This is a genomic window from Affinibrenneria salicis (assembly GCF_008710095.1).
On sequence record NZ_VYKJ01000004.1, the window covers coordinates 264,805 to 281,859 of the forward strand.

The following is a 17,055-nucleotide window of genomic DNA, read 5'->3' on the forward strand; positions in this document are numbered from 1 at the left end:
CACCAAAAGCCGGCCGCTGGCGGGATAAATTCGTTGCCGACGAATTTGTCGCTGCGTCCCGGCCTTTCTGCAACTCGAATTATTTTGGCTATATACCCGTTATACTGTAGAGAATTCTGGTTACGGAAAGGCGGCGAGGCGAAGCATTGCCTGGCGTTTTCTCAGGTTAGTTCCGGGGGAAACGGTCAATCCGCGGCGGTGGATTTGCACGCCGCTGGCGGCGTGCCGGCAGCGGCAGGTCCATGGAAGGGGGCGTAACAACATCAGTACGCTGCCGCCTGCAGCCGGATGGGTATAAGTTGCAGGGTGAGGGGCATTGGCTTTGTGGCTCGCTTCGTCATGGGGCGCGCCGTGCAGGGCCGATATGGCGCGTTGTGCGGCACGGCAACGCTGCGTTCCGCCACCCGCATTATTCAGGGTAGACAACAATGATGATTCGGGACTTGTTTGCCGATGACGACAGCCTGCCGCGGCAGTGGCAGGAGCCGCTGGCGCCCGGCGCGCTCATTCTGCGCGGTTTCGCCGGCGACGGCGTGCAGTCGCTGCTGCTCGATATTCGCGACGTGGTGAGCGCCGCGCCGTTCCGCCATCTGGTGACGCCGGGCGGCCGCAGCATGTCTGTCGCGATGACCTGCTGCGGCGAGCGGGGCTGGTTCAGCGACGCGCGGGGCTATCGCTATGTAACCCACGACGAACTGACCGGTCAGCGTTGGCCCGCAATACCGGTCCGTCTGCGGGATCTGGCGCGGCGTGCCGCCGCCGGCGCGGGCTATGACGGCTTCGAGCCGGATAGCTGCCTGATCAACCGTTATGCGCCGGGTTCGCGTCTGAGCCTGCATCAGGATAAGGATGAGCCGGATCTCACTCAGCCTATCGTTTCCCTTTCTCTCGGTTTGACGGCGACTTTTCTGTTCGGCGGCCTGCGGCGAGACGACGCCTGTCGGCGCGTGCCGCTGCGTCAGGGCGATGTGGTGGTGTGGGGCGGCCCGTCGCGGCTGTACTATCACGGTGTGCTGCCGCTCAAAGATCAGGCGCCGCCCTGGCCGTTGCGCGAGAGCCGCCGCTACAATTTAACTTTTCGGCGCGTCGCGCCGGCGCGCGATGACCTCTGAGCGGCATACCCCGGTTTTTGCTCTCATCCCGACGGGCGGCTGACTGCCGTCTGAGCATCGCGGCGACGAAATTTTTCCTTCGGCATCAATATGCAAATACTGGCGCGCGCATTCTTTTTCTGTCTGGTGCTGCCGTCGGCAAAGTTAATTTCTTTTAACGCAATCACAAATCCAAAACGTTTCGGTTGCCGCCGTAAACGTTTCGGATCCACTATGAATCATCAAAACGAAGGCAGTTATGGAGTAGATGATGAGTAGCGAAGTGATCCGTTTAACCAGCGACAACACCGACGTGATTGTCCGCTGCGCGCCCGATGCGGAAATTTTATATTGGGGGCCGACATTACGCGGCTTTAGTCCGCAGGATGTGATCGCCATCCAGCGTCCGGTGCCGAACGGTCGGCTGGATGTCGACACGCCGTTGACGCTGGCGATGGAATATGGCCGCGGTCAGTTCGGCGCGCCGGGGATCGAAGGACACCGCAATGGTTATCACGCCGCGCCGATTTTTAACACGGTCAGCGTCGAATCCGACGATCACGCGCTGACGCTGGTCAGTGAAGACGCACTGGCCGGTTTAACGCTCACCAGCGAATTACGTTTGCATCCGCGCACCGGCGTGCTGCAGGTGCGCCACACGCTGAAGAATCTGAGCAGCGATGCCTGGCAATTGGATCGCCTGGCGGTAACCCTGCCGGTGCCGGAGCGCGCCGACGAGGTGATGGCGTTTCACGGTCGCTGGCTGCGCGAATTTCAGCCGCATCGCGTGCCGCTCAGACACGGCGGTTATCTGCAGGAGAGCCGTCGTGGGCGCAGTTCGCACGAATACTTTCCGGCCATGGTGGTCGGGGAAAGCGGTTTTACCGAACAGCGCGGCGCCGTGTGGGGCGTACACCTGGGCTGGAGCGGCAACCATCGCCTGCGCGCGGACGTGAAAACCGACGGTCGTCGCGTGGTGCAGGCGGAGGCGCTTTATCTGCCGGGCGAAATGCGCCTGGCGCAGGGGGAATCCTGCGCCACTCCCTGGGTGTATGCCGCCTGCGGCACGGCCGGTCTGAACAGTATGAGTCAGCAATATCACGATTTTCTGCGTAAAGAGATCATCCGCTTCCCCGACGACAAGGCGCGCCCGGTGCACCTTAATACCTGGGAAGGCATCTATTTCGACCACGACCCAGACTACATTATGCAGATGGCGACGCAGGCGGCCGAACTAGGCGTGGAGCGGTTTATCATCGATGACGGTTGGTTCCGCGGTCGCGATCACGACCAGGCCGGTCTGGGCGACTGGTATCTGGACGAGAAGAAATACCCGCAGGGTCTGATGCCGGTAATTGAACACGTTAAACAACTGGGCATGGAGTTCGGCATCTGGGTCGAACCGGAAATGATTAATCCGGACTCCGATCTGTTCCGCGCTCACCCCGACTGGCTGCTTCAGTTGCCCGGCTATAGCCAGCCGACGGGGCGTTACCAGTACGTGCTGGACCTGAGCAATCCGGATGTTTTCGCTTATCTGCTGGAACGGTTGAACTGGCTGCTCGGCGAGCACCCGATCGACTACGTGAAATGGGATATGAACCGCGAGCTGGTGCAGCCGGGACATGCCGGCAAGCTGGCGGTCGATGCGCAAACTCATCAATTCTATCGTTTGCTGGATGCGCTGCGCGAACGTTTCCCGCAGGTTGAGTTCGAATCCTGCGCGTCCGGCGGCGGACGCATTGATTATGAGGTGCTGAAGCGCACGCACCGTTTCTGGACTTCCGATAATAACGATGCGCTGGAGCGTCAGGCTATTCAGCGCGGGATGAGCTATTTCTTCCCGCCGGAAGTGATGGGCCAGCATATTGGCCACTACCGTTGCCACGCCACCCACCGTAAGCACACCATCGAATTTCGCGGCTTGACCGCGCTGTTCGGCCATATGGGGATTGAACTGGACCCGGTAAGGGCCGATGACGAAGAGCGTGCCGGCTATAAGCGCTATGTCAGCCTGCACAAACAGCTGCGTCCGCTGCTGCACAGCGGCACCACCTGGCGCGTGGATATGCCGGACGATACCGTCCAGGTGACCGGCGTGGTGAGCCGGGATCGGAGTCAGGCGGTGTTCCTGATGGCGCAATTGAAGATGCCGGATTATACCCTGGCCGGCAATTTGCGTTTCCCGGGGCTGGATCCGGATGCGCGTTACCGGGTGAGGCTGCTGGATAGCCAGCAGATTAAAACCGTGCGCGAGGGCGGCGGCAGTATGCGCGAATTGCCGCCCTGGCTGCGACACCCGATTGATGCGAGCGGCGACTGGCTGATGCAGGCCGGCCTGGCGTTGCCGGTGGTGGTGCCGGAAAGCGCATTGCTGATTGAGCTAACAAAAATTTAATCCAGAGCGACAGAAAGAAAAATAATTGAACCCGCGAGCAGGGTATTTTCAGACCCTGCCCGCACCGATATTAACTGTATTCAATAGATTTCAGCCGGGAGCGGGCTTGAACGCCGCCATCACGCCTGTAGCTTGACGCATGACGAGTCTGTCGCATCAAGCGAACGGGATGACGTGGGTATTTCTGCGCCCGTTATCTGAAAAATAACGAATATTATTGACTCTAAAGTGTGGGATCAAATTATGGATACTACCGCGTGCTATTACAAAAATAATCGAAACTTCTGGATATTCGGTTCTTTCTTCTTTCTTTATTTTTTTATTATGGCGACCTGCTTTCCGTTTCTGCCCATTTGGCTGCATGAAGTCATTGGGTTAAATAAAACGGAAACCGGGATAGTCTTCTCCAGCCTGTCGCTATTCGCCATTGTATTCCAGCCTATTCTCGGTATTTTATCCGATAAGCTCGGGGTAAAAAAACATCTGCTGTGGGTGATTACGCTGCTGTTGCTGTTCTTCGCGCCGTTCTTTCTGTTTGTCTTCGCGCCGATACTGAAGGTGAATATTATTTTAGGCGCGCTGCTGGGCGGCTTATATATCGGATTCGCCTTTAACTCCGGCGCCGGCGCAATTGAGGCTTATGTTGAACGCATCAGCCGTCAAAGCGCGTTCGAATACGGTAAGGCGCGTATGTTCGGCTGCTTCGGTTGGGGGATCTGCGCCTCCACCGCCGGGATATTGTTCAGCGTTAACCCGGATATCGTTTTCTGGATGGGGTCGGGCGCCGCCATCATTCTGGCGATTCTGCTGCTGATGGCGAAAACAGAAAAAAGTCAGACGGTTACCGTAATGAACGCCTTAGGCGCCAACGCGCCGCAGTTTAGCATGAAGCTGGTCTTCGATTTGTTTAAACGGCGTAAATTCTGGCTGTTGGTGCTGTATGTGATTGGCGTGGCCTGCATTTATGACGTCTTCGATCAGCAGTTCGCCAACTTTTTCAAATCGTTTTTCACTACGCCGGAACAGGGCAACCAGGTGTTTGGTTTTGTCACCACCGCAGGCGAAGCGGCCAATGCGCTGATCATGTTCCTGACGCCGTGGATTATTAACCGTATCGGCGCTAAAAATGCGTTGCTGGTGGCCGGTACGATTATGTCAGTCCGTATTCTTGGCTCGGCGATCGCGACGTCGGTGGTGGAAGTCATTATTCTGAAAATGCTGCACGCCTTTGAAGTGCCGTTCTTATTAATCGGCGTGTTTAAATATATTTCTAATACCTTTGACACCCGCCTGTCGGCCACGATTTATCTGGTGGGTTTCCAGTTTTCCAAACAGCTGATGTCGATATTTTTATCCTCGATGGCCGGTAATTTATACGATCGTATCGGCTTTAACGATACTTACCTGGTGCTGGGCTGTATCGCCCTGACCTTTACCATTATCTCCGCATTTACGTTATCGGGAAATTCGGTGAAAAAACCTATCCCGGAAATGGCGAAATAAAACGTTAGCCAATCTATTTCAGACTGCAGGGTAATACATTGTCGTTTTGAATCGAGCCTCAGAAATGAGGCTCGATCATCCTCTGCCGCATATAGCATTTAGCGGCCCGGGGCAATATGCCTGCAGCCGGAATTAGTTAAGGGATAGCAATAACACTCTCAGACCAAAAAACCATTATTAAAATAAGGAGCAATACGATGAAAATCACCCCACTGGCCATCTGCATCAGCCTGTTGTTGAGCGGCGCCGTCCAGGCGCAAACCGCCAGCGTGGAGGAGCGGCTGGCGCAGCTTGAGCAGCGGTTAAAAACGGCGGAACGGCGTGCCACCAGCGCGGAAGACGAAGTGCGGCAGCTGAAACAGCGCTTCGCCGCGCAGCCGCAGCAGGCCGCGCCCGCCGCCTTATCCGCGCCCGATTCGCCGCCGCCGGCTGTCGTCGCCGTTTCGTCATCGTCGTCGTCCGGTGCGCGGACGACCGAAACGCGCGTTGCGCCGACCCTGACGCTAAACGGCTACGGCGATTTAAAACTGTATGGCGATGTTGAATTTAACGTCGATACGGCCAGCCGCTCCGGCCAGCTGACGTCGCTAAAAACCAGTGCGGATAACAAAAACTGGAAGCCGGGCGCAGCCGAACGTTGGGACGTCAACGGACGTATCCTGATCGGTCTGGATGGTTATCGCCGGCAGAATAACGGCAACTACGCCGGTTTCAGCGTCCAGCCGCTGGCTAATATGGCCGGTAACATGGGCATCGACGACGCCGCGTTCTTCTTTGGCAATGAGAAAAACTGGCAGGCGAAGATCGGGCGCTTCGAAGCTTACGATATGTTCCCGCTTAATCAGGATACCTTTATCGAATACTCCGGCAATACCGCCAACGATCTGTACGCCGACGGCTACGGTTACATCTATATGATGAAGGAAGGGCGCGGACGCAGCAGCGACGGCGGCAACATCATGCTGAGTAAATACCTCGGCAACTGGTATCTGGAGGTGAATACGCTGTTTGAGGACGGCACCTCGCTCTATTCCGACAGCGCCTATCACGGCAATACGCTGGAAGATAATAAAAAAACGATTTACGTGCGTCCGGTTATCGCCTGGAAAGGGGATAATTTGTCGGCCGCGCTGGCAATGGAAAGCAACGTGGTGCGCAACGCCTATGGCTATAGCGACGCCAGCGGCGAATGGCGAGATCAGTCGAAACGCACCGGTTACGGCGCCACCTTCGGCTGGAATACGCTGGCGTCCGATCCGCGCGACGGCGTGCAGATCAACCTCAATACCGCTTATCTGGATGCATCAGGCGAACAGGACTTCACCGTCGGCACCAACGCCTTATGGCGTGGTTTCGAACTTGGCTATATCTTCGCCCACAACAATATTAAAGAGTTTGATCTGAGCAGCGCGAGCGTCGATCTGAACGACACGCTGAGCAACCCGGGCAAATACGATATCCATACGCTGCATGCCTCTTATTTGATCCCGAATATCTTCGACATGAATAACTTCAACCTGTACCTGGGCGCTTATGCGTCATGGTTGAAAAAGGACGGAGATAACCAACTGGCGAATGGCGAAAATGATGAGCGCTACGGCCTGCGCGCCAGATTTAAATACCTGTTCTGATTCCGTCGCCGCGCGCTGACGGGGCTACCGTCTGGCGCGCGCTACCCGCTACCCGGCAGATCATCGATCCTCTTTTTTAGCGAGCCTCTGCGCCGGGTTGGTCTGGCGCAGAAATCGCGCCTGCGCCAGCTTACCGGCCAGACGCGCCGAACGACGCGCGAAGTTATCGTTTGCGGCATGGCGCGATATCGGTTGTTCAACCAATAATAAACGGTGAGCGGCGATGGAAGTTATGATACGCAGGAAGGGGCAGGGCGCAGGCGTTAGCAGGCCTGCGCAGCGGGGGGATGGCGCGGTGTCGAATCTGACCAGGACGCCGCGCTACTGACGGCGCCGTGGCTGCCGGGCGGCCGCGGTAAGGGGTTCCGTCGGCCGCAGAGCCAGCCGCCGCCGGAGATCGCGCCTTTCATACCAGTGCGGACACCCACCATACCCGGCCAATGACCACCAGATCGCCGTTGACCATCTGTTTTCTGGTCACAATCTCGTCTTCGTAAGCGGGATTGTAAGAGCGTACGGTAACGCCGCCATCCGGACGCCGGATCAGTGCTTTGACGCGCTGTAGTTCGCCCATGCGAATCGCGTACATCTTTCCATCGCGGATCTCCTTGTCCGACAGGTTAACGGCGACTTTGTTGCCGTCCGATAGTCTGGGCTCCATGCTGTCGCCCATTACGGTGACCACCCGGGCATTATCCACGCGGATACCCAGCCGCCTTAGGGTTTGTGAACGGAAGGGGAGCGCATAGACCTCATCTTCATCCACATCATATGCGCCGCCTCCGGCTGATAATCTGACGCCCAATAATGGAACCTCCACAAATTCATCATCATTGTTGTCGATACTCTCCCACTCCGCCACGTGCAGGCGGGAGCGTCTGAAATTACTGCTTTCTGGTTTGGGATGGCCGGTGCCGTTAAGCAGCCAGTCCAGCGAGTAGCCTGTTTTTTCATTGATAGCCTGAGCTGACTCACGGCTTAGCGATCCGCGTTTTAACCAGTTATTCACGGTCTGAGGTGAGGTGCCAATCATTTCAGCCAGATCTTTTTGTTTCAATCCTTCCTCGCGCATGAGATAGCGCAAACGTTCGGTTAGCTCTGCCATTTTCATCAGTGTACCTTAAACAAGATGTGGATTAAATCAATCATTTATTTGTTGATTTTTTTGGGTGGTGATGGACTGTTTTGTTGATTTATGTGTATTATACTCAAGTTGTACATAAATAGATCAACAATAAAAGATTAAATTTTGACTAAGTTCACAGCAGGGACATGTTTGAGGCCGGCCGCATGCTGGGGCGGGCCCGGAAATTTCTAAACAGGCAAAATTTAAAGGAAATATGTTATGGAACTTAAATCAACAGTTAATCAGCCCGTCGCCTTTTCCGGTTATCCTCATCGGCAATGGTTGCATTATCTGGCCATTTGGCGGTGGCGGTTTCTGTGGCCGCTGTTGTTTATCCAGGTTTTGCGCTGTCCCTGCTCTCCCGGGTTAGATGCTGGCCGCATCTTAATAGCATTACGTCACGACGCAACCCGTTCCGGAAGAGGAGTGAGTCACGATGAAGATTGAGTATGCGCTCCGTCTCTGCGGTCCCAAATCGGTCTCGCTGTCAGGATGTAAAGAACCGTCGCCTCATACCGCTTACCCGCAGCGCAGGCGGCAAACAGCCAAAGGAACATCTTCCCCGGCGGGTGCGCCGGGAGATCAGCACGATGTCCTGTTAGCATTGGCGGTCACCCAGTCACATGAAGCGCTGGGACTTAGTCTGATTTATGCCAAATATAATAAAGATCCCGGGGAAAGAAACAAGGCAATAGAAGGGATTGCGCGTTATGCCTTAACGCAGGCGCCGAAGATGATCAGTCAAGCCGCCGGGTTGCAGCGGGCGCACTGTATGGTGCTGCTGGCGAAAATGGCGGTGGAGGCCTATAGCCGGACGGCGGAGGATAAAGCGGCTCGTTGCCGCTGCGGCGGGCGCGGCAAAGTGGTCGATCAGGCCGCTTCGCGCGCGGCGGGCGCGACGGTGGAGAAGGTCTGCCCGCGCTGTCACGGCAGCGGGTTGAAACCGTTGACCAGCGCTTCCGCTTATAAAGTGATTAACACATTGATTCCGGAATTAACTCAGCGCACCTGGTCGCGCAACTGGAAAAATTTTTATGACTCGCTGATTACCCGCTGTCATCAGGAAGCGGCTGCGGCGCAATCCTTTTTCGAGCAAATTACCTGATGTGGAATATAAGCCCGGCGGGCGCGAATTTAATTTTTTTAAATTTAGTACTTGCACTCGTGTCCAAAAGTGGCTAGATTAAATCCCATGATGGAGATGGATTGATTACCTCTCCACTAAAAGTAAAAAAGCCTGCCTCTGGCAGGCTTTTTTATTTAAAGCCCCGGATAAACGCCGGGGCTTTTTTTATGGGTGCTGGTTCAGACTTTGCCATTTTTTCAGGGTGTTGATGTGGGCTCGATATTTTCGGGGAGAAGACCGTATGCAAAATAATATCTTCAGCTGGTCTGGGATTTATGAATTGTTGCAGGCCTGCTGGCGCGGTGATGTACCGTTTGGCGGTGTGTTGTTAGCGGTGATTATGGCGATATTGCGCGTGGCCTACACCGGCGGGGGCTGGCAGCGCATGGTGCTGGAAGGGGCGCTGTGCGGGGCCATGACGCTTACCGCCGTCTCCACGCTGGAGTATTACTCGCTTCCCAGAACGCTGACGCTTGCGCTTGGCGGCATGATCGGTTTTATCGGTGTAGAACAAATTCGCAGCGTTATCCTGCGCTTATTTAGCGCCCGTTTCGGAGGAGCGAATAAAACAAAAAAATAGAGAGGTAATCAACTATCTTCCCGACGATTATTAACCGTGTGATGCGGAAGATGTCCGTTTAATTTATTGCTAAGGAGGTGGTTAAATAATTTTATAACGGCAGTGATATCTTCTGGTAGTTAATCTCTGTAATAAGCCTATTCCCTGGTGTGGGGAAGGAGTTCTTGCGTCTGTCATACAGAGAATAATGCCAAAGAAAAATGTGAACATATCAGCGAATACATAAAATTGCTGGTTAAAAACTTACTTTCATTAATCAAAAGAGACATATTATGAAAACTATCAATCAGGAAAAAGTGAATACCGTCAGCAGCATTAATAATAGCAATGCACCGCACAAACCGACCATCTGGACACGTGCCGATGCGCTGAAGGTTACCGCAGACGATCCGACCACCACGCAGCCGCTGGTTAGCCCGGATTTCACGGTGATGAGCGATGACGTGTTCATCTGGGATACCATGCCGCTGCGCGATATTGACGGTAATATCGCGTCGGTCAACGGATGGTCGGTCATCCTCACGTTGACCGCCACCCGTAATGAAACCGATCCGGCCTACCAGGATGAGGATGGCAACTACGACATCACCCTCGACTGGAACGATCGTCACGGTCGGGCAAAAATGTGCTTCTGGTATTCCCGTACCGGTAAAGACTGGACTTACGGCGGCCGGGTGATGGCGGACGGCGTATCGCCCACCACGCGCGAATGGGCCGGTACGCCCATCCTGCTGAACGACCAGGGTGAAGTGGACCTTTACTACACCGCGGTGACGCCAGGCTCCACCATCGTTAAGGTTCGCGGCCGGGTAGTCACGACGGAAAGCGGCGTTGAAATGGTCGGCTTCAGGAAGGTGAAAACGCTGTTCGAGGCGGACGGCAAGATGTACCAGACCGAAAGCCAGAACGCCTACTGGGCCTTCCGCGATCCCTGCCCGTTCCGCGACCCGGAAAGCGGCAAGCTGTATGTGCTGTTCGAAGGTAATGTAGCCGGAGAACGCGGCACGCATGTGGTCGGCGAGGAAGAAATCGGCGATGTGCCGCCGGGATACGAAGATGTCGGCAACTCCCGCTACCAGACCGCTTGCGTCGGCATCGCGGTGGCGCGCGACGAGGACGGCGACGACTGGGAACTGCTGCCGCCGCTGTTAACGGCCGTTGGCGTCAATGACCAGACCGAACGTCCGCACTTCGTCTTCCAGGATGGTAAATACTACCTGTTTACCATCAGCCATAAGTACACCTATGCGGATGGTTTAACCGGGCCTGACGGCGTGTACGGTTTCGTCAGTTCCTCGCTGTTCGGACCCTATGTGCCGTTGAACGGTTCCGGTCTGGTGCTGGGCAATCCGTCCTCGCAGCCTTATCAGACCTACTCGCATTATGTGATGTCTAACGGCCTGGTGACGTCCTTCATTGATACCGTGCCGACCGACGATGGCGGCTACCGCGTAGGCGGTACCGAAGCGCCGACGGTTGAGATCAAACTGAAGGGCGACCGTACGTTCGTTGTCGATGTTTATGATTACGGCTATATCCCGCCGATGATCGACGTCGCCGTGTAATCCACTCAGGCAGGAGCCGCGCCGCGGCTCCTGCGTTTTCACCGCCGCTGGCGGTCCGCGTTTTTTCTTCCCGCCGTTCTTTGCGCTTATCTTCCTTTCCTTTTCCCGCTGAGTTCGCTGACCGACAGATGCGTCGGGCCGGCGGCAAACAATATGCCTTCCGCACATTCCTCTGTTTTTATTCCCTTCATACTTCCTTAATACTTACTTCATGCTTCATGCTTCAGGCTTCAGGCTTCAGGCTTCAGGCTTCAGGCTTCAGGCTTCAGGCTTCAGGTGCGTTGGTTTTGTTACTCGCCCCTCCATGGGGTTCGCCCCTGCCGGGCCGCCGCCAGCGGCGTTCAAATCTGTTACCGGCAGATTTGCCTCTGATTCCAGTCAATTACTGCTGTAAGCTTCCGGGGATTAATGACAGACATCCTGTCTCTCCGTGAAGGTCGGCCGCTGGCCGGGCAAACTCGTCGCCGACGAATTTATCGCTGCGTCATCGCTTTCCTGCAGCTTGAATTATTTTGGCTATATACCATTCAGGTTGCGCGTTCGTCGGCCTTATTATCCAGCCTATGCATGGACCTCGTTCATAAAAGATGCGCGCTCTGCGTTGTTTAACCCGCGAACGTTTTGCCCCGCAAGCCGAATTATTCAGGCTCGCCGCACGTTATTTTTTCTGCTGTCGCGGTTGAATTTTTTGCGGTCTGTTGGCGTCCGACGCGTTTATTTTCCTGTGCGCCGCGGCAACAGGCCGTTTTCCCGTTTGCCGCATCCCGTCGCGTATAAAATATATGTGCCCGACATAATATTTATCTGCTTTTAATCGGTACTTAACCGGCCAGGCGCCGGGACTGGGTAATAGAGCGGATCATCGACTGTTTGGCCGTCTCCAGATGATTGCGCAACGCGCGAGTAGCCTCGAGGTCGTTGCGGCAAATCAGGGCGCTGAGAATCGTCATGTGCTCGTCAATGGCGACGATGTTCCTTTGCTTGAGATCGCTTTCATCCCATTGATAATGAAAATGAAAGATAACGGAGATGATCTCCAGCGACTGATTGAAAAACACATTTTGCGCGGCGGACAGCAGCAGGGAGTGGAAGTCGCGGTCCAACTGCGAAAACATACGATAGCTGTCGCCGATGCTGTCGCGCAGCAGGCGGTGGCGATCGAGCAGGGCGCGCGCCTGCGGCCACAGCGGGTGTCGATCGGGCAGGTTGAGAAAATGCCGCAGCGCGTGGGTTTCCAGCATTTCGCGCAGTTCGAACAGCTGTTCGGCCCAGGCCTGATCAAATTGCAGCATCCGCCACTGGCCGCGGCGTTCGCTGACGATCAGGTTATAGCGACAGAAACGCAGCAGATATTCGCGCACCACCATCGGACTGACGCCGGCGCCGCGCGCCAGCTGCAGTTCGCTGAACGCGTCGCCGGCCTTAAGCTGGCGCTGATTGATCATATTGAAAAAGGCCCGCTCGAAGACGCGGTTTTGTTCTTCCATCGGCGCCTGCACCCATTTAAACCCATCTTCCTGAGCCGGCGGACGCACGATGCTGTAATTCGCGCCCTCTCTGCTCAGTACGCCGCGCTCAATCAGATGCCGCAGGGTATGACGCACCGTGGTGCGGCTGACGTTGTACATTTCCGCCAGCGCAGACTGCGAAGGCAGCGGGGAGACGATATGGCCGCGGGTAATGCCGTCTATAAACTGATTGACCACATTGTGACGAAGATTCTGTGAACGACTCATGGCTGTTTCTCCGCTGTTGGCGCATTAAAAACATATTTAAAGCATTTTTATTCGTGCCGAATCACAAATCAGAAGCCTGCATTCCATCTGTTTAATTTTTGTCCCAAATAATAGCATTAATACGGAAAAGGAGAGAATGCGATGGTTATGATGAAGTCACTGGTCTGTCTTGAACCGACCAAAATGGTCTATCAGCAGCGTAATAAACCCAGCCCTGCGCCGCATGAAGCGTTAATAAAAATAAAAAACGTCGGCATCTGCGGCACCGATATTCACGCCTGGGCCGGCAGACAGCCCTTTTTTAGCTATCCGCGCGTGTTGGGGCACGAGATTTGCGGCGAGGTGGTGGCGACCGGCGCGCAGGTCGAGCGGCTGCTGCCGGGGCAGCAGGTCTCGGTCATTCCCTATGTGGCCTGTCAGCAGTGCCCGGCCTGCCTCAGCGGGCGCAGCAACTGCTGCGAAAACATCTCCGTCATCGGCGTGCACCAGGACGGCGGTTTCTGCGAATACCTGTGCGTGCCCGCCGCCAATCTGCTGCCCGCGGACGATCTCGATCCCGAGGCCGCGGCGCTGATCGAACCATTCGCCATTAGCGCGCACGCCGTGCGCCGCGCCGCGATCGCCGACGGCGACGATGTGCTGGTGGTCGGCGCCGGTCCTATCGGCCTCGGCGTGGCGGCGATAGCTCGCGCCGATGGCGCCAGGGTCGCGGTGGCGGATACCAGCGCCACGCGGCGCGACCATGTGCGGCAACATTTGGCGCTGCCGGTGCTGGATCCCGGCCAGCATGATTTTGAGCTACGTCTGCGGCAGTGTTTTTCCGGCGCGCTGGCGCAGAAGCTGGTCGATGCGACCGGCAATCAGGCGGCGATGAATAATACGGTTAACCTGATCCGGCACGGCGGCAGCATCACGCTCGTCGGGTTATTTAAGGGCGATCTGCAGTTTTCCGATCCCGAGTTCCATAAAAAAGAAACCACGCTGCTGGGCAGCCGCAACGCTACGCCGCAGGACTTCGTCCGGGTAGCGCAGCTGATGGCCGCGGGGCGGTTAACGGCCGGTATGCTGCTGACTCACCGCTACGCATTCGACGCGCTGGCGGACGTTTACCAGCGCGACGTGATCGACAATCGTCAACTGATTAAAGGGGTTATTCAGTTCTGACGCCCGCGTAACGTGAACAACGTCGGGTTATTTACGCGCCGCGCCGCGGCCTGCTTTTGCCTGCATCAGGAAAACTATTGTCATGAATCGATTGAATCGTGAGACCAGTCCGGGCGTCCGCTATCCGACCCGGATTATTCAGTTCGGCGAGGGGAATTTTCTGCGCGCGTTTGTCGACTGGCAAATTGATCTACTGAATGAACATGCCGGACTGGAGGCGGGCATTGCGATCGTGCGTCCCATCGATAGCCTCCAGCCGCCTTCGCTGAATACTCAGCAGGGGCTGTACACCACCGCGATCCGCGGACTGAACGAACAGGGGGATACGGTGCGCGAATTGCGGCTGATCCGTTCGGTCAACCAGGAGATCGATCCTTACCGACAGTATGACGACTATCTGGCGCTGGCCCATAACGCCGCGATTCGCTTTGTGTTTTCCAACACCACCGAGGCCGGCATCGATTATCGCGCCGGCGATCGGTTTGACGATCGGCCGCCGGTCAGCTTCCCGGCTAAACTGACCCGGTTGCTGTTTGAACGTTATCGACATTTTCACGGCGCGGCCGATAAAGGCTGGGTCATACTGCCGTGCGAATTGATCGACGATAACGGCGAGGCGCTGAAAGCGCTGGTGCTGCGCTATGCGCAGGAGTGGGCGCTGCCGGCGGCGTTTATTCACTGGCTGCACGAGGCCAATACTTTCTGCTGTACGCTGGTGGATCGTATCGTCACCGGCTATCCGCAGGAGGAAGCGGAGGCGTTGACGCGGGAGCTGGGTTACCAGGATGATTTTCTGGTGGCCGCCGAATATTTCTATTTGTTTGTCATCCAGGGGCCGGCGTGGCTGGCGCAGGCGCTGCATCTGGATCGCTACCGGCTGAATGTGTTGATGACCACGGATATCCGTCCCTATAAGGCGCGCAAGGTGGCCATTCTTAACGGCGCGCATACCGCGCTGGTGCCGGTGGCCTGGCTGTGCGGGCTGGATACCGTGGGCGAGGCGATGAACGATACCGGCCTGCGCGCCTTTGTGGAAAAAGCGATTGGTGAAGAGATCATCCCGCAGCTCGATCTGCCGCCCGATGAGCTGCGCGCTTTCGCACGGGCGACCATCGACCGGTTCCGTAATCCGTTTATTCAGCATCGGCTGTTGTCTATCGCGCTTAACGGCATGGCCAAATACCGCAGCCGAATTCTGCCGCAGCTGCTGGCGGAGCAGGCCGCCACGGGCCGGCTGCCGCGGCGTCTGACCTTTTCTCTCGCAGCGCTGATCGCCTTTTACCGCGGCGAACGCGCCGGCGCAAGCTATCCGTTGCAGGATGACGCGTTCTGGCTGCGGCATTTTCAGGCGTTCTGGGCCGGCGCGCGGCCCGATGATTCGTTGCACCAACGGGTGCTGACGTTGCTGCGCCAGCGCGCGCACTGGGGACAGGATCTTAGCCTGGTGCCGGGGCTGGCCGCCCAGGTGACGGACGACCTGCGTAATATTATGACTCAGGGCATGCGCGCCGCCGTCGCGCCGCTGTGCTGAAAGGGGATGGGGATGCAGCGAGCGATCAAGATTCATCCCGCCGATAACGTGGCGGTAGCGCTGTGCGATCTGGCGGCCGGCGAACATCTGGCGCCGGACGCGACGCCGCTGCTACTGACGCAGCCGCTGGCGCGCGGGCATAAATTCGCCCTGCGCGCGCTGGCCTGCGGCGAGACGATTATCAAATACGGCCTGTCGATCGGTCATGCGACGCAGCCGATCGGCGCCGGCGAGCACATTCATGTCCACAACATGAAAACCAACCTCAGCGAGGTGGACGACTATCAGTACCAGCCGGCGTTCGTCACGCCGCCGGCGCCCGGGCTGGATCGCGACATCGCGGTTTACCGGCGACGCGACGGCGCGCCGGCGATTCGCAACGAGCTGTGGATTTTGCCAACCGTCGGCTGCGTCAACGCCATTGCCCGCCGTATCCAGCAGCGTTTTCTCAGCGAAAGCGACGGCGCGGCCGATATCGACGGCGTGCATCTGTTCACGCATCCGTATGGCTGCTCGCAGCTGGGGGACGATCATCTCAACACGCGCACCATGCTGCAGAATATGGTGCGCCATCCGCACGCCGGCGCGGTGCTGGTGATCGGTCTGGGATGCGAAAACAACCAGTTGGATACCTTCCGCGCGACGCTGGGGCCGTATGACGAGACGCGGGTGCGCTTTATGCAGCTGCAGCAGTATGAGGATGAGCAGGAGGCGGGGCTGGAGCACCTGCGGGCGCTGTATGCCGTTATGCGGCGCGATGCGCGCCAGCCGGGCAGACTGAGCGAGCTGAAATTCGGTCTGGAATGCGGCGGGTCGGACGGCCTGTCCGGCATTACCGCTAATCCGCTGCTGGGACAGTTCTCCGACTATATTACCCGTCTCGGCGGAACAACGGTGTTGACCGAGGTGCCGGAGATGTTCGGCGCGGAACGCATCCTGATGAGCCGCTGCCGCGATCGCGCGACATTTGACAAGACGGTGGCGATGATTAATGACTTTAAACGCTATTTTATCGCCCATCAGCAGCCGATTTATGAAAATCCGTCGCCGGGCAATAAAGCGGGCGGCATCAGCTCGCTGGAGGAGAAATCGCTGGGATGTACCCAGAAAGCCGGGCAAAGCCAGGTAGTGGATGTGCTGGCGTACGGGGAACGGTTGCGGCGGCCGGGGCTGAATCTGCTTAGCGCGCCGGGAAACGACGCCGTCGCCACCAGCGCGCTGGCCGGCGCCGGCTGTCATCTGGTGTTGTTCAGCACCGGTCGCGGTACGCCGTACGGCGGTTTCGTTCCTACGCTCAAGCTGTCGACCAACAGCGAACTGGCGCGACGTAAGCCGCATTGGATCGATTTCGATGCCGGTCAACTGGTGCAGGGAACCGACATGGCCACGCTGCTGGCGCAGTTTATCGCGTGTCTGGTGGCGGTGGCCAACGGCCGGCAGACCTGCAACGAACGGAATGATTTTCGTGAGCTGGCGCTGTTTAAGAGCGGCGTAACGCTGTGAATCATCGGCGGTAAACAGGGCCGGCCGGCTGCGCGCATCGCGGGCCGCCGTTGACACGCGGCGCCGATTGGCCTCCGTGCCTGCGCCGTTATGGCGCAGGG

General features: G+C 57.0%; 12 protein-coding genes. 10 read left to right on the top strand and 2 right to left on the bottom strand.

Annotated features, from left to right (window positions below; all coding sequences use genetic code 11):
• The first annotated feature begins 431 nt into the window (after positions 1-431).
• From alkB to FJU30_RS10495, 4 genes are all read left to right on the top strand, one after another.
• The gene (alkB, locus tag FJU30_RS10480) at positions 432-1,112 is read left to right on the top strand and encodes a DNA oxidative demethylase AlkB (RefSeq protein WP_150435031.1); all 681 of its coding nucleotides are present in this window, start codon (positions 432-434) and stop codon (positions 1,110-1,112) included.
• A gap of 250 nt (positions 1,113-1,362) precedes the next feature.
• A complete protein-coding gene (locus tag FJU30_RS10485) occupies positions 1,363-3,489 on the top strand; it encodes an alpha-galactosidase (protein ID WP_150435032.1) in 2,127 nt (708 codons plus the stop codon).
• 243 nt (positions 3,490-3,732) lie between these two features.
• Positions 3,733-4,992: an MFS transporter gene (locus FJU30_RS10490; RefSeq protein ID WP_150434904.1), complete on the top strand. Its 1,260-nt coding sequence runs from the start codon at positions 3,733-3,735 to the stop codon at positions 4,990-4,992.
• 197 nt (positions 4,993-5,189) lie between these two features.
• Entirely contained in the window at positions 5,190-6,623 is a 1,434-nt protein-coding gene (locus FJU30_RS10495) for a carbohydrate porin (protein ID WP_150434905.1), read from the top strand.
• A 406-nt stretch (positions 6,624-7,029) separates the two neighbouring features.
• On the opposite strand, the gene FJU30_RS10500 is transcribed toward FJU30_RS10495, so the two are convergent.
• A complete protein-coding gene (locus tag FJU30_RS10500) occupies positions 7,030-7,734 on the bottom strand; it encodes a LexA family transcriptional regulator (RefSeq protein WP_150434906.1) in 705 nt (234 codons plus the stop codon).
• Between the two features lie 748 nt (positions 7,735-8,482).
• On the opposite strand from FJU30_RS10500, the gene FJU30_RS27155 reads away from it, so the two are divergent.
• The 3 genes from FJU30_RS27155 to FJU30_RS10515 all read left to right on the top strand — a co-directional run bounded on the left by FJU30_RS27155 (position 8,483) and on the right by FJU30_RS10515 (position 11,020).
• On the top strand, positions 8,483-8,854 hold the full coding sequence (locus FJU30_RS27155; protein ID WP_223881559.1) for an antitermination protein: 372 nt from the start codon (positions 8,483-8,485) through the stop codon (positions 8,852-8,854).
• Between the two features lie 262 nt (positions 8,855-9,116).
• Complete coding sequence (locus FJU30_RS10510) at positions 9,117-9,455, top strand: phage holin, lambda family (protein WP_150434908.1); 339 nt, start codon at positions 9,117-9,119, stop codon at positions 9,453-9,455.
• A gap of 272 nt (positions 9,456-9,727) precedes the next feature.
• On the top strand, positions 9,728-11,020 hold the full coding sequence (locus FJU30_RS10515; protein ID WP_150434909.1) for a glycoside hydrolase family 68 protein: 1,293 nt from the start codon (positions 9,728-9,730) through the stop codon (positions 11,018-11,020).
• Positions 11,021-11,841: 821 nt separating this feature from the next.
• Here FJU30_RS10515 and FJU30_RS10520 read toward each other — a convergent pair.
• A complete protein-coding gene (locus tag FJU30_RS10520) occupies positions 11,842-12,756 on the bottom strand; it encodes a GntR family transcriptional regulator (RefSeq protein WP_150434910.1) in 915 nt (304 codons plus the stop codon).
• 141 nt (positions 12,757-12,897) lie between these two features.
• Here FJU30_RS10520 and FJU30_RS10525 point away from each other — a divergent pair, with 141 nt between their 5' ends.
• The 3 genes from FJU30_RS10525 to FJU30_RS10535 all read left to right on the top strand — a co-directional run bounded on the left by FJU30_RS10525 (position 12,898) and on the right by FJU30_RS10535 (position 16,954).
• Positions 12,898-13,920, top strand: coding sequence for a zinc-binding alcohol dehydrogenase family protein (locus FJU30_RS10525; protein ID WP_150434911.1), 1,023 nt, complete (start codon positions 12,898-12,900; stop codon positions 13,918-13,920).
• An 82-nt stretch (positions 13,921-14,002) separates the two neighbouring features.
• A complete protein-coding gene (locus tag FJU30_RS10530) occupies positions 14,003-15,451 on the top strand; it encodes a tagaturonate reductase (protein ID WP_150434912.1) in 1,449 nt (482 codons plus the stop codon).
• 12 nt (positions 15,452-15,463) lie between these two features.
• Positions 15,464-16,954 (top strand): UxaA family hydrolase, encoded by a 1,491-nt coding sequence (locus tag FJU30_RS10535; protein ID WP_150434913.1) that lies wholly within the window; start codon positions 15,464-15,466, stop codon positions 16,952-16,954.
• The last annotated feature ends 101 nt before the right edge of the window (positions 16,955-17,055 follow it).

What these genes read in the sequence shown, in the direction of transcription:
- alkB (WP_150435031.1), top strand. Translation starts at nt 432, where the DNA reads ATGATTCGGGACTTGTTTGCCGATGACGACAGCCTGCCGCGGCAGTGG.
- FJU30_RS10485 (WP_150435032.1), top strand. Translation starts at nt 1,363, where the DNA reads ATGAGTAGCGAAGTGATCCGTTTAACCAGCGACAACACCGACGTGATT.
- FJU30_RS10490 (WP_150434904.1), top strand. Translation starts at nt 3,733, where the DNA reads ATGGATACTACCGCGTGCTATTACAAAAATAATCGAAACTTCTGGATA.
- FJU30_RS10495 (WP_150434905.1), top strand. Translation starts at nt 5,190, where the DNA reads ATGAAAATCACCCCACTGGCCATCTGCATCAGCCTGTTGTTGAGCGGC.
- FJU30_RS10500 (WP_150434906.1), bottom strand. Translation starts at nt 7,734, where the DNA reads ATGAAAATGGCAGAGCTAACCGAACGTTTGCGCTATCTCATGCGCGAG.
- FJU30_RS27155 (WP_223881559.1), top strand. Translation starts at nt 8,483, where the DNA reads ATGATCAGTCAAGCCGCCGGGTTGCAGCGGGCGCACTGTATGGTGCTG.
- FJU30_RS10510 (WP_150434908.1), top strand. Translation starts at nt 9,117, where the DNA reads ATGCAAAATAATATCTTCAGCTGGTCTGGGATTTATGAATTGTTGCAG.
- FJU30_RS10515 (WP_150434909.1), top strand. Translation starts at nt 9,728, where the DNA reads ATGAAAACTATCAATCAGGAAAAAGTGAATACCGTCAGCAGCATTAAT.
- FJU30_RS10520 (WP_150434910.1), bottom strand. Translation starts at nt 12,756, where the DNA reads ATGAGTCGTTCACAGAATCTTCGTCACAATGTGGTCAATCAGTTTATA.
- FJU30_RS10525 (WP_150434911.1), top strand. Translation starts at nt 12,898, where the DNA reads ATGGTTATGATGAAGTCACTGGTCTGTCTTGAACCGACCAAAATGGTC.
- FJU30_RS10530 (WP_150434912.1), top strand. Translation starts at nt 14,003, where the DNA reads ATGAATCGATTGAATCGTGAGACCAGTCCGGGCGTCCGCTATCCGACC.
- FJU30_RS10535 (WP_150434913.1), top strand. Translation starts at nt 15,464, where the DNA reads ATGCAGCGAGCGATCAAGATTCATCCCGCCGATAACGTGGCGGTAGCG.